This is a genomic window from Rhodococcus sp. IEGM1339, assembly GCF_050321925.1.
Lineage (GTDB): Bacteria > Actinomycetota > Actinomycetes > Mycobacteriales > Mycobacteriaceae > Rhodococcus > Rhodococcus pyridinivorans.
In genome coordinates this window covers 1-15,035 of record NZ_JBNQFT010000007.1, presented here as the reverse complement: position 1 = coordinate 15,035, position 15,035 = coordinate 1, and the positions used below count along the sequence as shown (strand labels likewise).

Here is a 15,035-nt window from a genome sequence, read left to right as displayed (position 1 = left end):
TTCCGCACGTCTCCGTACTGTCTTCTACACCCGCCGACCTGCGCACAGGTGCGACGAGGGTGCGCACGGCCGGGTTGTCCACAGGCCCCTGATCCATCCACAGGCGGGGCTTCCGAGGCCGTTTCCGCGACACTCACGACCCCGTAGCGGTGCAGCCTGTCGGGCATGAACGACATCCTCGGACTGGTCGACGATCCCGCGCTGGTCGCCGACCTCCATCGTGTGGTCGCGGCGGCCGACCGCACACTGCACGAGATGTCCGTGCCGGTGCCCCGCAGGGCGTGGACCGACGCGGCGATCGTCGTCCTCGATGCGTCCGCCGCAGCGGCATGCGCGGCCGGATATCCCCGCCGCCCCGGCGTGATCCTCGTGTGCAGCGGGACGGCCGGCCTGGCGGACTGGCAGGCCGCCGCGACCGTCGGCGCCGAACACGTCCTCGCCCTCCCGTCCGAGGAGGTGGAACTGCTCTCGATCTTCGCGGCCGCTGACGAGCCCTCGACGGGTGCCGGCACCGTCCTCGCGGTCGTCGGAGGATGCGGGGGAGCGGGCGCGTCGACCTTCGCCGCCGCACTCGCCTGGGCCGCGGGGAACGACGAACGACGCGACACCCTGCTCGTCGACGCCGATCCGTTCGGCGCGGGACTCGACGTCCTGACCGGTCTCGAGGAGTGTCCGGGAGTGCGGTGGTCCGGTCTCACCGTCGACGGTGGACGGGTCTCGGCGCGTGCCCTGCGCGACGCCGTACCCGTATGGGCATCCGGGGTGGGCGTCCTGTCCACCGACCGCGAGAACACCGATCGGCTCACCGCCGTCGCCGCAGAGTCGGTCGTCGACGGGGTGCGCGGAGCGGGAGCAACCGTCGTCTGCGATGTGGGGCGCAGCTTCGACCCGGTCGCCGACGCGGTGATCGCACTGGCCGACCTCACCGTCGTCGTCGTGCCGGCCCGGATCGGTGCGGTGCTCTCCGCTACCCGGGTCGCCCGCACGCTCGCGGCGCGGGGTGAACCGGCCGGAGTCGTCGTCCGCGGGCCCGCACCCGGTGGCTTGCGAGCCGTCGACGTGTCCGACGCGGTGGGCCTGGACGTGCTCACCTCGATGCGTCCCGAGCCGGGCTTGAGCGAGATGCTCGAACGCGGGGGCCTGCGGCTGCGGTCACGCTCGCCGTTGCTCGGTGCGGCGCACGACGTGCTGGCGGCCGTCGGGGCCGACCGCGCCGGCCCGGGACGTGCGGCATGACCGGGACCCTCGGGGACGACCTCCTTTCGCGGGTCCGCGACCGGCTGGCCGACGAGACCGGGGAGCTCACTCCGACCCGCGTCGCCGCAGCCCTGCGCGCGGAATCCGGTGGAGTACTCGGAGACTCCGATCTGCTTGCGGCACTGCGGCATCTGCAGACCGAACTGACCGGTGCGGGCCCGCTCGAGGATCTGCTGGCAGACCCGGCCGTGACCGACGTGCTCGTCACCGCGCCCGATCGCGTCTGGGTGGATCGTGGCAACGGGCTGCACCTGACCGAGGTCACCTTCCCCGACGAGGCCGCGGTCAGACGACTCGCGCAGCGATTGGCGCTGTTCGCCGGGCGTCGGCTCGACGACGCCCAGATGTGGGTCGACGGCAGGTTGCCCGGGCACGGTGAGTTCGGTGTCCGGCTGCACGCGGTGCTCTCCCCGGTCGCGCAGGCCGGGACGTGCCTGTCACTGCGGGTCCTGCGGCCCACGACCCAGGGACTCGAAGCACTGCGGGATCGCGGTGCGGTCTCCGAGGTCGCCTATCGGTTGCTGCTGCGCATCGTCCGCGCGCGCCTGGCCTTCCTCGTCGTCGGCGGCACGGGTGCGGGCAAGACGACGATGCTCGCGGCGCTGCTCGGCGCGGTGGATCCGACCGAACGCATCGTCTGTGTCGAGGACGCCGCCGAACTGGTCCCGGCCCATCCGCACGTGGTGCGCCTCGTGGCACGGGCACCCAACGTGGAGGGCGTCGGCGAGGTCACCGTCCGCGATCTCGTGCGGCAGGCGCTGCGGATGCGACCGGACCGCATCGTCATCGGCGAGGTGAGAGGCGCCGAGGTCGTCGATCTTCTGACCGCGCTGAACACGGGTCACGACGGCGGCGCAGGGACCGTGCACGCCAATTCGCCCGACGAGGTGCCCGCGCGACTCGAGGCTCTCGCCGCACTCGGCGGCCTCGATCGAGCGGCGCTGCACAGCCAGCTCGTCGCCGCGGTGCAGGTGATCCTGCACGTCCACCGCGGCAGCGACGGAGCGCGACGTCTCGTGGGGATCGGCGTGGTCGAGCGGGACCCCGTTGCAGGCGTGATCGTCACACCGGCATGGACCCACGACAGGGGCGACGAGCACGGCATGGACGCCCTCGAGCGGATCCTGCGTCGACGGGATGCGCCGTGAACGCGACGATCCTGTGCCTCGCGGCGGCGCTGTTCGTCCTGCCGTCGTCCTCGGCCCGCCGTCGACTGCGACGCGGGGTGCCCGACGCGGCGCCGCGCCCGATACCGCGCGCCCTAGTCGTCGGGGTGATGGTCGTCGTGCTCGCGACGGTTGTGGTGTGGGCGGGAATCACACCGGCTGTGGCCGGCGCGACCGTCGCGACGACCGCGGTGTGGCGTCGCCGAGCCCGGCGCCGCGCTGCTGAGCTCGATCGGCAACGACGGATGTTGCTGTCGGGACTCGACACCGTGATCGCCGATCTGCGGGTGGGGACGCATCCCGCCGACGCGTGCGAGACGGCGGCCCGGGAGACGGCCGGGTCCGTCGCCGATGCCTTCCGGGTCGCTGCGGCCCGGGCGCGACTCGGCGGGTCGGCGGCACACGGACTACGTTCGGCCACAGCATCCTCGAATGGTGTCGCCGACAGTCTGGGTCGTGTCGCCGATGCGTGGGCCGTCTCCGACCGCCACGGTCTCGCCCTCGCCGAACTGCTCGGGGCCGCGCGTATCGATCTGGCCGCGCGTATGCGGATCCGTGCCCGTACGGAGGCCGGACTTGCCGGTGCTCGGGCCACGGCGACGGTTCTGGCGGGACTGCCGGTGCTCGGGGTGGGTCTCGGGCAACTCATGGGCGCTGCTCCGCTCGGCATCCTCCTCGCCGGTGGGCTCGGCGGCGTCATGCTCGTGGTCGGCACTGCGCTGGTCTGTGTGGGTCTGCTGTGGACGGACCGGATCGCGGCACGGGTGAGGGCATGAGCGCGACGTGGGCGGTGTTGCTGGGAGCGGCCTCTCTCGTCGTCGCACCGACCCCTCGTGGAACCACCCGCTTGTTCTCCACGAGAACCCTTGTTGCCGTGTCGGATACAACTAAACCCAAGACCGACCCGCACGCGTTTCCCGCTGCCTTCGATCTCTTCGCGGCGTGCCTGCGCGCAGGGATGCCCGCCGGTTCTGCGGCGCGGGTCGTCGCGGAATCCGCTCCGCCCGACCTCGCGGCGGCGTTGCGGAGAGGTGCCGACCGATTGGCGCTCGGAGCCGATCCGGCCGATGCGTGGGGAGGTTCGGGAGCGGTCGACGCGCTGGACGATTTCGCCCGCGCGGCAAGACGATCCGCGAAATCCGGTGCGCCCCTGTCGGACACCGTCGCCGAACTCGCGGTCCGGCATCGCGCCGAGACGGAGGACCGGGTCGCCGCCGACATCGATCGGGCCGGAGTACTCGTGAGCGGGCCGCTCGGTCTGTGCTTTCTGCCTGCCTTCGTGTGCCTGGGCATCGTGCCGGTCGTCGTCGGCCTGGCGCGGGACGTCCTGGGTGCGGGGCTGATGTGAACGTCGGCGCGGACGGTCCGCGCCGCTCGGATGGGAGGGACGGAAGATGGGGAAACGAACAGTGACCGAAGCGTTCGCACACGGTCTGCGTGGTCGCCTCGGCGGGCTCGTCGTGCAGGACGACGGCATGTCGACGGCGGAATATGCGATCGGGACCATTGCGGCGGCGGCTTTCGGGGCGGTGCTGTACACCGTGGTGACCGGCGATTCGATCGTGTCCGCGCTGACGGGCATCGTCGAGCGTGCCCTGAACACGGCGGTGTGATACCGACGCATGCGAAAGATGCTCGGACGACGCTGGTTACGCGCTTTCGTTCGTGAGGACGAAGGCGGGGTCACCGTCGAAGCGGCTCTCGCCGTCGCAAGCCTGGTCACGGTGCTCGTGCTGTGCCTCGGCGCGGTGCTGGGCATCGCGTACCAGGTGCGGTGCCATGACGCCGCCCGTGAAGCCGCCCGCCTCGCCGCGCGGGGAGATCAAGCGAGGGCGGTCGATGTGGCCACGCGAGTCGCGCCTCCGGACGCACGCGTGGCGGTACGCGAGGAAGGAGATCTGATCGTGGCGGTCGTGACTGCGGAGAGTCCGCTGCTCCCGTTGCTGACCCTCACGGCCGAGGCGGTGGCGGTGCGCGAGCCGGAAGGAACGCGATGAGGTCGGGCCCGTCCCTCCTCGGCGACGACGGGAGCGCGAGTGTGATCGGCTGCGCCGTGATGGCCGGACTCATCGCGATCACGGCCACGTTGCTGCACGTCGGGTCGGTCGTCGTCGCACGTCATCGTGCGCAGGCGGCGGCCGACCTGGCGGCGGTGGCGGTCGCCTCGGCACTGGACCGCGGGGTCGTGGAGGCTTGCGAGGCGAGCGAGGCGATCACCACACGGATGCGAGTGCGATTGCGGCGCTGCGAGATCGAAGAGTGGGATGCGCTCGTCGAGGTCACCGCTGAGGTGTCGGCTCTCTTCGGCGGCAAGGAGGCGACGGCCGTCGCGCGAGCCGGTCCTGCCCGATGAGGCCCGTCGGCGGTCGCTCGCGGCCGTATCCAGCGCATTCGCGCTCGTTGCTTGCCTGTGCTCGCATCCAGCGGTTGCCGCCCGACCCGTACACGAAGCGGCTGCTGGCAGCCGTTCCCGTCCCGGATCCGGCCGAGTAGGCGCGCCGGTGGCCTGAATCGCCGTCACCCCTCGATCGCAGCGAGGACGGCATCGAGGACGGCGACCGCCCCGGACTTGTCGAGCGGATCGTTGCCGTTCCCGCACTTGGGGGAGTACACGCACGACGGGCATCCGGCGGCACATTCGCAGGCCGCGACCGCATCGCGGGTCGCGCTGAGCCACTTGGTGATCCGGTGGTATCCGCGTTCGGCGAATCCGGCGCCGCCGGGCTGTCCGTCGTAGACGAAGACGGTGGGCAGCCCGGTGTCGGGGTGCAGATCGGTGGAGACGCCGCCGATGTCGCCCCGATCGCACGTCGCGAGCAGGGGGAGCAGGCCGATAGCGGCGTGCTCGGCGGCGTGGAGTGCCCCGGGCACGCGATCGGGGGTCACCCCGATCCGGTCGAGCAGGTCGGGGTCGATCGTGTACATCACCGCGCGGGTGTCGAGCGTGTGCTCGGGCATGTCGAGGGGAATCTGGTCGAGCACCTCTCCGGACGGCAGGCGGCGCAGATAGCCGACCACCCGGTGCGTCACCTCGACCCCCACGGACGCGACGGTGACGGGTCCGAACTCGCGGTGTTCGTCGACGGAGATGCAACAGATGTCGGTGATCTCGCGTGCGCTCGTCGACCATTCCGGGTCCTCGGCGTGCACGAGGGCGATGCCGTCCTCGAGATACAACTCGTCGACGACGACGGTCTCACCCTGGTGCAGGTGCACAGCTCCGGGATGGACGGTCGCGGGGGCGCGGGCGGCGTCGACGGTGCCGAGCATGCGACCGGTGTCACCCTCGACGATCGAGACCTGGCGGCCGATCCCGCCGCGGATCTCGACATCACCGTGCGGTTGCGTTCCCGGGGTGACGAACCAGCCGTGCGGGCGGCGGCGGATCAGTCCCTGCTCCGCGAGGTCCGTGAGGACGTCGAGCGCGCCGAACTCCTCGACCTCGGCATCGCTGATCGGCAGTTCCGATGCGGCGCAGAGAAGTTGGGGCCCGAGCACGTACGGATTGTTCGGATCGGTGACCGTCGCCTCGACCGGCCGGTCGAGCAGTGCCTGCGGATGGTGCACGAGATAGGTGTCGAGCGGATCGTCCCGCGCGACCAGCACGACGAGCGAACCCTGCCCGCGGCGACCGGCGCGACCGCCCTGCTGACGGAAGGACGCGACCGTGCCCGGGAATCCGGCGACGATCACCGCGTCCAGACCGGCGATGTCCACGCCGAGTTCGAGGGCGTTGGTGCTGGCGACGCCGAGCAGACGGCCGTCGGAGAGCGCGGCCTCGAGGTCGCGCCGGTCCTCGGCGAGGTAGCCCGCCCGGTAGGCCGCCACCCGGTCGACGAGATCCGGTGCCGCCTCGGCGAGAAGCCGACGTGCACCCATGGCCGTGAGCTCGGCGCCGTGACGCGACCGGACGAACGCCAGGGTGCGGGCACCCTCGACGACGAGGTCGGCGAGAAGGCGCGCGGCCTCGGTCCCGGCGGCCCGCCGCACCGGGGCGCCGTGTTCGCCCGTGAGTTCGCGCAGCAGGGGCGGCTCCCACATCGCGACCGTGCGGGGTCCGTGCGGCGAGCCGTCCTCGGTGATCTCGCGGCAGGGTGCTCCGATGAGCCGGGACGCCGCTGCCCCCGGTTCCGCGGTCGTCGCGGAGGCGAGGACGAAGACGGGATCGGCGCCGTACCGGCGGGCCACGCGCCGGAGCCGACGCAGGATCAGGGCGACGTGCGAGCCGAACACACCCCGGTAGGAGTGGCATTCGTCGACGACGACGTACCGCAGGCGGCGCCACAGCCGGGCCCATCGTGCGTGGGCGGGCAACAGCGACAGGTGCAGCATGTCGGGATTGGTGAAGATCCAGCGCGAGTGCCGGCGCGTCCACTGCCGGATCTCGGTGGAGGTGTCGCCGTCGTAGGCACACGCGCACACGGTCGACAGGCCGTCGATGTCGGAGGTCAGTTCGGTGACCGCGCGCAGCTGGTCGGCGCCGAGGGCCTTGGTGGGCGACAGGTAGAGAGCGGTGGCCTGCGGGTCGTCGGCGAGCGCGCTCAGGACGGGCAGCTGGTAGGCGACCGACTTGCCCGACGCGGTGCCGGTGGACACCACCACGTTCTCCCCGCCGGCCGCGATGTCGGCGGCGCTCGCCTGGTGGTGCCAGGGACGCTCGACGCCCTGGTCGCGGAAGGCCCGGACGACGTCCTCGTGCGCCCACTGCGGCCAGTCGCTGTGGTGGGCGGGCCGGGCCGGGATCTCTGCGACGTGGGTCAGCGGTGACTCGCCCGTCGGGGAGCCGGCGAGCAGCCGGTCGAGCAGCTCGCGACCGTAGGTGGGGGCGGTGGCGTCGCCGTTGTGGAGGAAGGGCGAGCCGGTCACGCAGTACTCCGCTGGGTCGGACGAGGTGTCTGTCGAAAACGTCTGTCGGATAGGAACGTGTCGGATACGGCGAGGCTGTGTCGGATGCGGGAGACCCGGGTCCGGGACGAGTGGGGCCACAGTGGCCTCCCGTAACATGGGAGCAACAGCTACCCGTGGGTAATGCTACCGAGACATGAACAAGATCAGGGAATTGGCACGTTTGTGCCCATTCCTACTGTTGCGCGTGCCCAGAACGTGGTTGACTGACACCCGGTCGCAGCTTCTGTGTTCGTAGACTTGGAAAAGTGCACGCTCGCAGGATCGATGGTTGCGAGCGCGGTGCTTTAGCTCTTCCAACGGGGGACTCGAGAAGTACAGCGGTCGGAACCGGGACCTGGCGGATCGCGTACCCGGCGGTTCGTCGAATCCGGTGTTAGAAAGAGAAGGAAAAGCATGGCACAGGGCACTGTGAAGTGGTTCAACGCGGAGAAGGGCTTCGGCTTCATCGCTCCTGAGGACGGCTCCGCCGACGTGTTCGTTCACTACTCCGAGATCCAGGGTTCCGGCTTCCGCACCCTCGAGGAGAACCAGCGAGTCGAGTTCGAGGTCGGTCAGGGCACCAAGGGCCCGCAGGCCACCGGCGTGCGCGCACTCTGATCCACCCGCTCGAGCGAGCAACCGGGCAAGGTCAACCACCTCGCCCGATCGTCCCCCGTCGCCTCAGGTGATGGGGGACGATGCATTTCCGGGACGTGTGCGCGAACCGGTCGTGGGACCTCACCGCCTCGTCGCGCTCACGGAGCCGGGAGAGGAGGACCCGTGAGTCAACTGTCCTTCTTCGGGGCCGACACGATGCCGCCGGCCCTGGCCGACCTGAGCGGCCTGCTCGCGGCACACGGACGTGCGCGTCTCACCGACGACGGCGCCGTGCTGACCGTGGAGGTCGACGCCGAATGGCGCGCCCGTGCGATCGGGCAGCTCGTGACCGACACGGGAGTCGAGGCGGACATCGCCGTCGACGGCGAGCTGTTCACCGTCAGCGCATCCGTCGACCCCGCTCTCGTCCCGCTCGCGACCCAGTAAAGCAGCGACGACGGCAAGACGGTCCCGACCGGCTGGGTCCCGTCCTCGCGGGCCCAGCGGGCGTGGTTCCTCGCGTCCAGTCGCATGGAGGTCGAGGGAGCACAGTATGTTCTCGGTCTGGATGCGACGGCTCCCGACACTCATGCAGTTCTGGCGCAGGCGCTCATGCGCGCCGGCATCGCACCGACCCTGATCGGTACGCACGGCACCGGTGGACCGGGGTTGAGGATCTCCGGCCGGAGGCGTCTGAGGAGGCTCGTCGAGAACATCGGTGCACCTCCGGACGCCGACGCGGCACGACGGATCTGGCCGCACGTGGAACCGGGTGATCATCACTTGTGAAGAGCCGTTCCCCGAGGATGTGCGACCCTGTGTATGGCCGCGTCTGGGGAACGGGTCGGTATACATGTCTTCGAACAAGGCGACATGTCGGCAATGAGGGAAGGTGCGGGCGGCACGGTGGCAGCACGGGAGAAGAGCACTGCGGGCGGTTCGTCGGGCACGCGTCGGCTCGTGATCGTCGAGTCCCCGACCAAGGCGAGGAAGATCGCCCCCTACCTCGGCCGCGACTACGTCGTCGAGGCATCGGTCGGTCACATCCGCGACCTGCCGCGCGGTGCCGCGGACGTCCCCGCCAAGTACAAGGGCGAGTCGTGGGCGCGCCTCGGTGTCGACGTCGATCACGACTTCGAACCCCTCTACGTCGTCAGCGCCGACAAGAAGACCAAGGTCTCGGAGCTGAAGAGCCTGCTCAAGGACGCCGACGAGCTCTACCTCGCCACCGACCCCGACCGCGAGGGCGAGGCCATCGCCTGGCACCTGCTCGAGACCCTGAAGCCCAAGGTGCCGGTCCGGCGCATGGTCTTCCACGAGATCACCGAGCCCGCTATCCGCGCGGCCGCCGAGAACACCCGCGACCTCGACAACGACCTGGTCGACGCGCAGGAGACCCGCCGCATCCTCGACCGTCTCTACGGCTACGAGGTCAGTCCCGTGCTGTGGAAGAAGGTCATGCCCCGTCTGTCGGCGGGTCGTGTGCAGTCGGTGGCGACCCGCGTGATCGTGCAGCGCGAACGCGAGCGCATGGCGTTCAAGTCCGCCGAGTACTGGGACATCGCGGCCACGATGGACGCCGGCGCCGACGCGAGCCCCCGGTCGTTCGGTGCCCGCCTGGTCAACGTCGACGGTTCCCGTGTCGCCTCGGGTCGCGACTTCGGGCCCGACGGGAACCTGAAGTCGAACGGTGTCGTCGTCCTCGACGAGGACCGCGCCCGCCGCCTCGCGGAGGCACTCGCCGGTGTCGCGTTGACGGTGTCGTCGGCCGAGAGCAAGCCGTACACCCGCAAGCCCTACGCGCCGTTCATGACGTCGACGCTGCAGCAGGAGGCGGGCCGCAAGCTGCGGTTCTCGTCCGAGCGCACCATGCGCACCGCGCAGCGTCTGTACGAGAACGGCTACATCACCTACATGCGTACCGACTCGACGACGCTGTCCGAGTCGGCGATCGCGGCGGCCCGCGCACAGGCCACCCAGCTGTACGGTGCCGAGTTCGTCCATCCGACGCCGCGCCAGTACACCCGCAAGGTCAAGAACGCGCAGGAAGCACACGAGGCGATCCGTCCCGCCGGCGACGTCTTCGCGACCCCCGGCGAGCTGCACGCGCGCCTCGACGGCGACGAGTTCAAGCTCTACGAGCTCATCTGGCAGCGCACCGTCGCCTCCCAGATGGCCGACGCGCGGGGCACCACGCTGACGCTGCGCATCACCGGCACCGCGGGCACCGGCGAGGAGTGCACCTTCTCGTCGTCGGGCCGCACCATCACGTTCCCGGGCTTCCTCAAGGCATACGTCGAGAGTGTCGACGAGGAAGCCGGTGGTCAGTCGGACGACGCGGAGTCGCGCCTGCCGAACCTGTCCGAGGGTGCCTCGGTCACCGCGACGAAGCTCGATCCGGACGGTCACTCCACCAACCCGCCGGCCCGGTACACCGAGGCGAGCCTGATCAAGACGCTCGAAGAGCTCGGGATCGGCCGGCCTTCGACCTACGCGTCGATCATCAAGACCATCCTCGACCGCGGCTACGTCTACAAGCGTGGCAGCGCGCTCGTCCCGTCGTGGGTGGCGTTCGCCGTCATCGGCCTGCTCGAGGCGCACTTCGCCCAGCTCGTCGACTACGACTTCACGGCCGGGATGGAGGACGATCTCGACGAGATCGCCTCCGGTCACCGGCAGCGCACCGACTGGCTGACGCGGTTCTACTTCGGCAGCGACGACGGTCACGAGGAGTCGGTCGCGCGCAAGGGCGGCCTGAAGAAGCTGGTGGGGGAGAACCTCGAGGACATCGACGCCCGCGAGATCAACTCCATCCGCCTGTTCGACGACTCCGAGGGTCGCGAGATCCACGTGCGTGTGGGCCGCTTCGGTCCGTACCTCGAACGGATGGTCACCGACCCGAACAACCCCGACGCCGAGCCGACCTCGCAGCGCGCGAACCTGCCCGACGACCTGCCGCCGGACGAGCTCACCCTCGAGTACGCCGAGAAACTCTTCTCGACGCCGCAGGAGGGACGTGTCCTCGGTGTCGATCCGTCGACCGGCTACGAGATCGTCGCGCGGGAGGGTCGCTTCGGTCCCTACGTGACCGAGCTGATCCCCGATCCGGAACCCGAGCCCGAACCGGAGCCGGACGTCACGCCCATCCCCGTCGATGAACTCGGCTCGGAGGGAGAGGGCGGCACGAAGACCGCCACCAAGAAGACCGCCACCAAGAAGGCCGCCACCAAGAAGGCCGTCGCCAAGAAGGCGGCGAAGAAGGCTCCCGCGAAGAAGACCGGTCCGAAGCCGCGCACGGGTTCGCTGTTCAAGACGATGGACCTGTCCACGGTCACCCTGGAAGACGCCCTGAAACTGCTGTCGCTGCCGCGCGTGGTGGGTGTCGATCCGGAGTCCGGCGACGAGATCACCGCCCAGAACGGCCGCTACGGTCCGTACCTGAAGAAGGGCAGCGACTCGCGGTCGCTCACCAACGAGGAGCAGATCTTCACGATCACGCTCGACGAGGCGCTGAAGATCTACGCGGAGCCGAAGCGCCGCGGCCGGCAGGCCGCCGCCACGCCGCCGCTGCGCGAGCTGGGCACCGACCCGGTCAGCGGCAAGCAGATGGTGATCAAGGACGGCCGGTTCGGTCCGTACGTCACCGACGGTGAGACGAACGCGAGCCTGCGCAAGGGCGACGAGGTCGAGTCCATCACCGACGAGCGGGCGTCCGAACTGCTCGCCGACCGTCGGGCACGCGGTCCCGTCAAGAAGACCGCGAAGAAGACAGCGGCGAAGAAGACGGCCGCCAAGAAGACGGCCGCCAAGAAGACGGCCGCCAAGAAGACCACTGCCAAGAAGGCAGCGGCGAAGAAGACGACAAAGAAGGCCGCCGCGAAGAAGACGACGGACTGACGGTTCCCGTCGGCGTACGCGGATAACCTCACGGGGTGGACCGCGAACTGCCGTCGGGGATCCCCGGCGTCACACTGTGGCGATCCGAGCCGGGCCGGTGCCTGCGTGGGGGGGAACCCACGTGTTGCCGGACGGATGCATGGACCTCATCCGGCACGCCGACGGCTTCCCCGTCGCCGGTCCGGACGCGACGTCACAGTTCTCCGGCCGATCGCCGCTGACGGCGTTCCGGTTCGAACCCGGCCTGGGACCGCCGTTCTTCGGCGTCGACGCGAGCGAGCTGACCGATCGACGGGTTCCGCTCGACGATCTGTGGCCGTCATGTCGTGTGCGGCTCCTCGCGGTTCGAGCCGAGGACGATCCCGTCGCTGCACTGGTCGACGCCGTCCGAGGTGCGGTCGACGCACACGATCCGATGGCCGCCCTCGCGCTGGCGCCGGCCTCCGGCACGGCCGTCTCGGAAGTCGCCGCGACCCTCGGCTGGAGCGACAGGACACTGCGTCGTCGCTCGGCCCGGGCCTACGGATACGGACCGAAGACGTTGTCGCGGGTACTGCGTTTCCGTCGGGATCGATCGCGCTCGCGTAGCGCTGTCCCCAGAACGCGTCCCAGGGTGTCTTCGTCGAAGTGCACCGGCCTCGACCAACGCTGCAAGTGTCGCGTCGACCGCTTCGGGGGAACCGCAGTCGAAGGGGAGTGCCGCTGTGCTTCCGGACGACGGCTCGAACTCCGGATCGAAGCTGCGGACGGACTCGACGGTGTCCCACATCAGGCGCAGACCACCGGGGAGAGTGACCTCGAAGTGCGGTACCTCGGGTGCTTCGGTGGGCAGGTCGAGGCCGAGCACGTGCGGCCGTCTTGAACGTTTCGGACACGTGATCCGGACCCGTCGGACCCGGTCGTTAGGCTGAGCGCATGTCCGGGGTCTTCGATCGTCTCGTCGGTCAACGCGATGTCGAGACCGAACTCGTCGCGGCCGCGGTAGCTGCCCGTCGGGGCGACACCGGGTCGGCGATGACGCACTCGTGGCTGTTCACCGGTCCTCCCGGGTCCGGTCGCTCGGTCGCGGCGCTGTGTTTCGCAGCCGCTCTGCAGTGCACCGACGAGGAGCCTCCCGGTTGCGGGCGATGCCACGCCTGCACCACCACTATGGCAGGCACCCACGGCGACGTACGGCGGGTCGTGCCCGAGGGACTGACGATCAGCGTCAAGTCGATGCGCGACATCGTGCAGGTCGCGTCGCGGCGTCCCAGCACGGGCCGATGGCAGGTCGTGGTGATCGAGGATGCCGACCGCCTCACCGAGGGAGCCGCGAACGCGCTGCTGAAGGTGGTCGAGGAACCGCCGCAGCGAACGGTCTTCCTCCTGTGCGCGCCGTCGATCGATCCCGAGGACATCTCGGTGACGCTGCGCTCGCGCTGCCGTCACGTCGGGTTGGTCACTCCCAGCGCCGACGCCATCGCGCGCGTCCTCGAGGCCACCGACGGCATCGATCCGAAGACGGCGCAGTGGGCTGCATCCGTCAGTGCAGGCCACGTCGGTCGGGCCCGACGGCTGGCCACCGACGAGGGCGCCCGCGACAACCGGACACGTGCCCTCGCTGTCGCCGGCGCGGTCCTGCGCCCCGCCACCACCTACTCCGCAGCCGACGATCTCGGACGCAGTGCCGAGACCGAGGCGAAGGAGATCAGTGCGGAGCGCGACGAGCACGAGACCGAAGAGCTCAGGACCGCTCTCGGTGCCGGCGGTACCGGCAAGGGGGCTGCGGGTGCGCTTCGCGGTTCGGCCGGGGTCCTCAAGGAACTCGAACGCACTCAGAAGTCGCGGAAGACGCGAACCGAGCGCGACATCATGGACAGAGCGCTTATCGATCTCGCCGGTCTGTATCGGGACGCGCTGGTGCACGCCTTCGGATCGCGGGTCACGCTCAACCATCCCGACATGTCGGATCGTGCGGTCGACCTCGCGTCGAGGACCCGGCCGGAGTCGCTGCTCGAGTGCATCGAGGCCATCCTCGACTGCCGGGAGGCGCTCGCCCAGAACGTCAAACCCCGCTTCGCTCTCGCGGCGCTCGCAGCCCGGTTGAGCTCGGCGTTCCGGTAGCCGAAGTGCCGGTTTGCGTCGGGGTGGGGGTAGTCCGCTAGACTTCGGACGCCGAAAGGCTCGCTGCCTTAGCTCAGTCGGTAGAGCATTTCACTCGTAATGAAAAGGTCGTCGGTTCGATTCCGACAGGCAGCTCCACGAAGGCCCCTCACCACGGTGAGGGGCCTTCGACGTTTCTGCGCGCTGTGCGATTCGCACGGATGATGGAGACATGTTGATGGAACTGTTCTCCTTGGTCCTGATCATCGGTGCTCTCGCCGTGGTGCTGCCCATGGCCGTCCGGGTCTTCCGGGACAAGGACCGTTGACGCGAAGCGACCGCGACTATCGGCGCGCACGAGAGCGGTCTCGGACACGGCGCCGAAATCCTCGACAACCCCGTCACCGCGCAGCATGCTTCTCTCATGGCTGAGTCGTTGAAGGACCGGGTTCGGGAGAAGATCCTGCGGCAGCGCGCCGAGGACGGAGGCCGGCCGATCGGCGACGCCGAAGGGGACGACCCTCGCCTCATGGATCTCCGCAGCGACCTCGCGATGCTGGAGCAGGCCGGCGAGGACGATCCGATCGTCCAGCACCTCGCGGCGAAGTACTGGGTCCCCTGAACACCCTCACAACGACGCTTCGTAAGTCGATAAACCAGCTTTGACCTGGCGATTTGGTGTTCTCGGAGATGTTCGCGTAACTTATTCCAGGTCAGAGCGACACGGACACCGACCCGGGCCGAGAGGAACGGGACAACGAGGTTGGACGAAGGCGCCTGCAGATTTCACTGGTTCGAAACCTTCTGGTAAGGTTTGGAGCCGTGCCCGAGAGCCGGAAGGCCCTCGGATGAACAGTCACCCCGGAGTGAACGAACCGGAAGGTTCGGGAGCGATGGTGTGTGCGTGTTCTTTGAGAACTCAACAGTGTGCCGATGAATGTCAGTGCCAAATATTTTTGGTACTCCGCTCCATCGTTTCGATGGGGTGGGTATTTGCTGATCGTCTCATTCTTCCGTCTGGGATGGTCAGTGTTTTTGAGCTAGTTTGAGTTTTTTGCTAGTGATTTGACTCTTTTGTCTTTGACTGATTGCCCCTTTTGGGGGTGATTGTGAGTCTTCAACGGAGAGTTTGATCCTGGCTCAGGACGA

General features: G+C 69.2%; 13 protein-coding genes, 1 tRNA gene and 1 pseudogene. 14 read left to right on the top strand and 1 reads right to left on the bottom strand.

Annotated elements, in window-relative coordinates:
- Nucleotides 1-165 precede the first annotated feature (165 nt).
- The 7 genes from ssd (at nt 166) to ACQR3U_RS09725 (ending at nt 4,776) form a co-directional block, all read left to right on the top strand.
- On the top strand, nt 166-1,236 hold the full coding sequence (ssd, locus tag ACQR3U_RS09755) for a septum site-determining protein Ssd (protein WP_230810430.1): 1,071 nt from the start codon (nt 166-168) through the stop codon (nt 1,234-1,236).
- Nucleotides 1,233-2,405, top strand: coding sequence for a TadA family conjugal transfer-associated ATPase (locus ACQR3U_RS09750; protein WP_024102820.1), 1,173 nt, complete (start codon nt 1,233-1,235; stop codon nt 2,403-2,405). The genes ssd and ACQR3U_RS09750 overlap by 4 nt, the downstream gene beginning before the upstream one ends.
- Complete coding sequence (locus tag ACQR3U_RS09745) at nt 2,402-3,199, top strand: type II secretion system F family protein (RefSeq protein ID WP_019290218.1); 798 nt, start codon at nt 2,402-2,404, stop codon at nt 3,197-3,199. The genes ACQR3U_RS09750 and ACQR3U_RS09745 overlap by 4 nt, the downstream gene beginning before the upstream one ends.
- Complete coding sequence (locus ACQR3U_RS09740; protein ID WP_230810429.1) at nt 3,196-3,771, top strand: type II secretion system F family protein; 576 nt, start codon at nt 3,196-3,198, stop codon at nt 3,769-3,771. Before ACQR3U_RS09745 ends, ACQR3U_RS09740 begins: the two co-directional genes overlap by 4 nt.
- Before the next feature lie 61 nt (nt 3,772-3,832).
- Nucleotides 3,833-4,036 carry a DUF4244 domain-containing protein gene (locus tag ACQR3U_RS09735; protein WP_006552409.1) on the top strand — a complete coding sequence of 68 codons (204 nt, stop codon included), beginning with the start codon at nt 3,833-3,835 and terminating at the stop codon, nt 4,034-4,036.
- A gap of 9 nt (nt 4,037-4,045) precedes the next feature.
- Complete coding sequence (locus ACQR3U_RS09730; protein WP_100167921.1) at nt 4,046-4,420, top strand: TadE family type IV pilus minor pilin; 375 nt, start codon at nt 4,046-4,048, stop codon at nt 4,418-4,420.
- On the top strand, nt 4,417-4,776 hold the full coding sequence (locus ACQR3U_RS09725; protein WP_024102822.1) for an Rv3654c family TadE-like protein: 360 nt from the start codon (nt 4,417-4,419) through the stop codon (nt 4,774-4,776). Before ACQR3U_RS09730 ends, ACQR3U_RS09725 begins: the two co-directional genes overlap by 4 nt.
- Nucleotides 4,777-4,940: 164 nt before the next feature.
- Here the strand turns inward: ACQR3U_RS09725 and ACQR3U_RS09720 are convergent, their stop codons facing one another.
- The gene (locus tag ACQR3U_RS09720; RefSeq protein ID WP_230810428.1) at nt 4,941-7,289 is read right to left on the bottom strand and encodes a DEAD/DEAH box helicase; all 2,349 of its coding nucleotides are present in this window, start codon (nt 7,287-7,289) and stop codon (nt 4,941-4,943) included.
- A 435-nt stretch (nt 7,290-7,724) separates the two neighbouring features.
- On the opposite strand from ACQR3U_RS09720, the gene ACQR3U_RS09715 reads away from it, so the two are divergent.
- From ACQR3U_RS09715 to ACQR3U_RS09685, 7 genes and pseudogenes are all read left to right on the top strand, one after another.
- Nucleotides 7,725-7,928 (top strand): cold-shock protein, encoded by a 204-nt coding sequence (locus ACQR3U_RS09715; RefSeq protein WP_003935252.1) that lies wholly within the window; start codon nt 7,725-7,727, stop codon nt 7,926-7,928.
- Between the two features lie 162 nt (nt 7,929-8,090).
- Nucleotides 8,091-8,696, top strand: a pseudogene (locus ACQR3U_RS09710) (hypothetical protein).
- 93 nt (nt 8,697-8,789) lie between these two features.
- Nucleotides 8,790-11,804, top strand: a complete 3,015-nt coding sequence (gene topA / locus ACQR3U_RS09705; RefSeq protein ID WP_372477571.1) for a type I DNA topoisomerase — start codon at nt 8,790-8,792, stop codon at nt 11,802-11,804.
- Between the two features lie 139 nt (nt 11,805-11,943).
- Nucleotides 11,944-12,666 (top strand): hypothetical protein, encoded by a 723-nt coding sequence (locus ACQR3U_RS09700; protein ID WP_230810426.1) that lies wholly within the window; start codon nt 11,944-11,946, stop codon nt 12,664-12,666.
- 53 nt (nt 12,667-12,719) lie between these two features.
- Entirely contained in the window at nt 12,720-13,907 is a 1,188-nt protein-coding gene (locus tag ACQR3U_RS09695) for a DNA polymerase III subunit delta' (RefSeq protein WP_019290210.1), read from the top strand.
- Nucleotides 13,908-13,969: 62 nt separating this feature from the next.
- Nucleotides 13,970-14,045, top strand: a tRNA-Thr gene (locus ACQR3U_RS09690).
- Nucleotides 14,046-14,310: 265 nt separating this feature from the next.
- Nucleotides 14,311-14,508 (top strand): hypothetical protein, encoded by a 198-nt coding sequence (locus ACQR3U_RS09685; protein ID WP_006552400.1) that lies wholly within the window; start codon nt 14,311-14,313, stop codon nt 14,506-14,508.
- Nucleotides 14,509-15,035 lie beyond the last annotated feature (527 nt).

What these genes read in the sequence shown, in the direction of transcription:
- ssd (WP_230810430.1), top strand. Translation starts at nt 166, where the DNA reads ATGAACGACATCCTCGGACTGGTCGACGATCCCGCGCTGGTCGCCGAC.
- ACQR3U_RS09750 (WP_024102820.1), top strand. Translation starts at nt 1,233, where the DNA reads ATGACCGGGACCCTCGGGGACGACCTCCTTTCGCGGGTCCGCGACCGG.
- ACQR3U_RS09740 (WP_230810429.1), top strand. Translation starts at nt 3,196, where the DNA reads ATGAGCGCGACGTGGGCGGTGTTGCTGGGAGCGGCCTCTCTCGTCGTC.
- ACQR3U_RS09730 (WP_100167921.1), top strand. Translation starts at nt 4,046, where the DNA reads ATGCGAAAGATGCTCGGACGACGCTGGTTACGCGCTTTCGTTCGTGAG.
- ACQR3U_RS09725 (WP_024102822.1), top strand. Translation starts at nt 4,417, where the DNA reads ATGAGGTCGGGCCCGTCCCTCCTCGGCGACGACGGGAGCGCGAGTGTG.
- ACQR3U_RS09715 (WP_003935252.1), top strand. Translation starts at nt 7,725, where the DNA reads ATGGCACAGGGCACTGTGAAGTGGTTCAACGCGGAGAAGGGCTTCGGC.
- topA (WP_372477571.1), top strand. Translation starts at nt 8,790, where the DNA reads ATGAGGGAAGGTGCGGGCGGCACGGTGGCAGCACGGGAGAAGAGCACT.
- ACQR3U_RS09700 (WP_230810426.1), top strand. Translation starts at nt 11,944, where the DNA reads ATGGACCTCATCCGGCACGCCGACGGCTTCCCCGTCGCCGGTCCGGAC.
- ACQR3U_RS09695 (WP_019290210.1), top strand. Translation starts at nt 12,720, where the DNA reads ATGTCCGGGGTCTTCGATCGTCTCGTCGGTCAACGCGATGTCGAGACC.
- ACQR3U_RS09685 (WP_006552400.1), top strand. Translation starts at nt 14,311, where the DNA reads ATGGCTGAGTCGTTGAAGGACCGGGTTCGGGAGAAGATCCTGCGGCAG.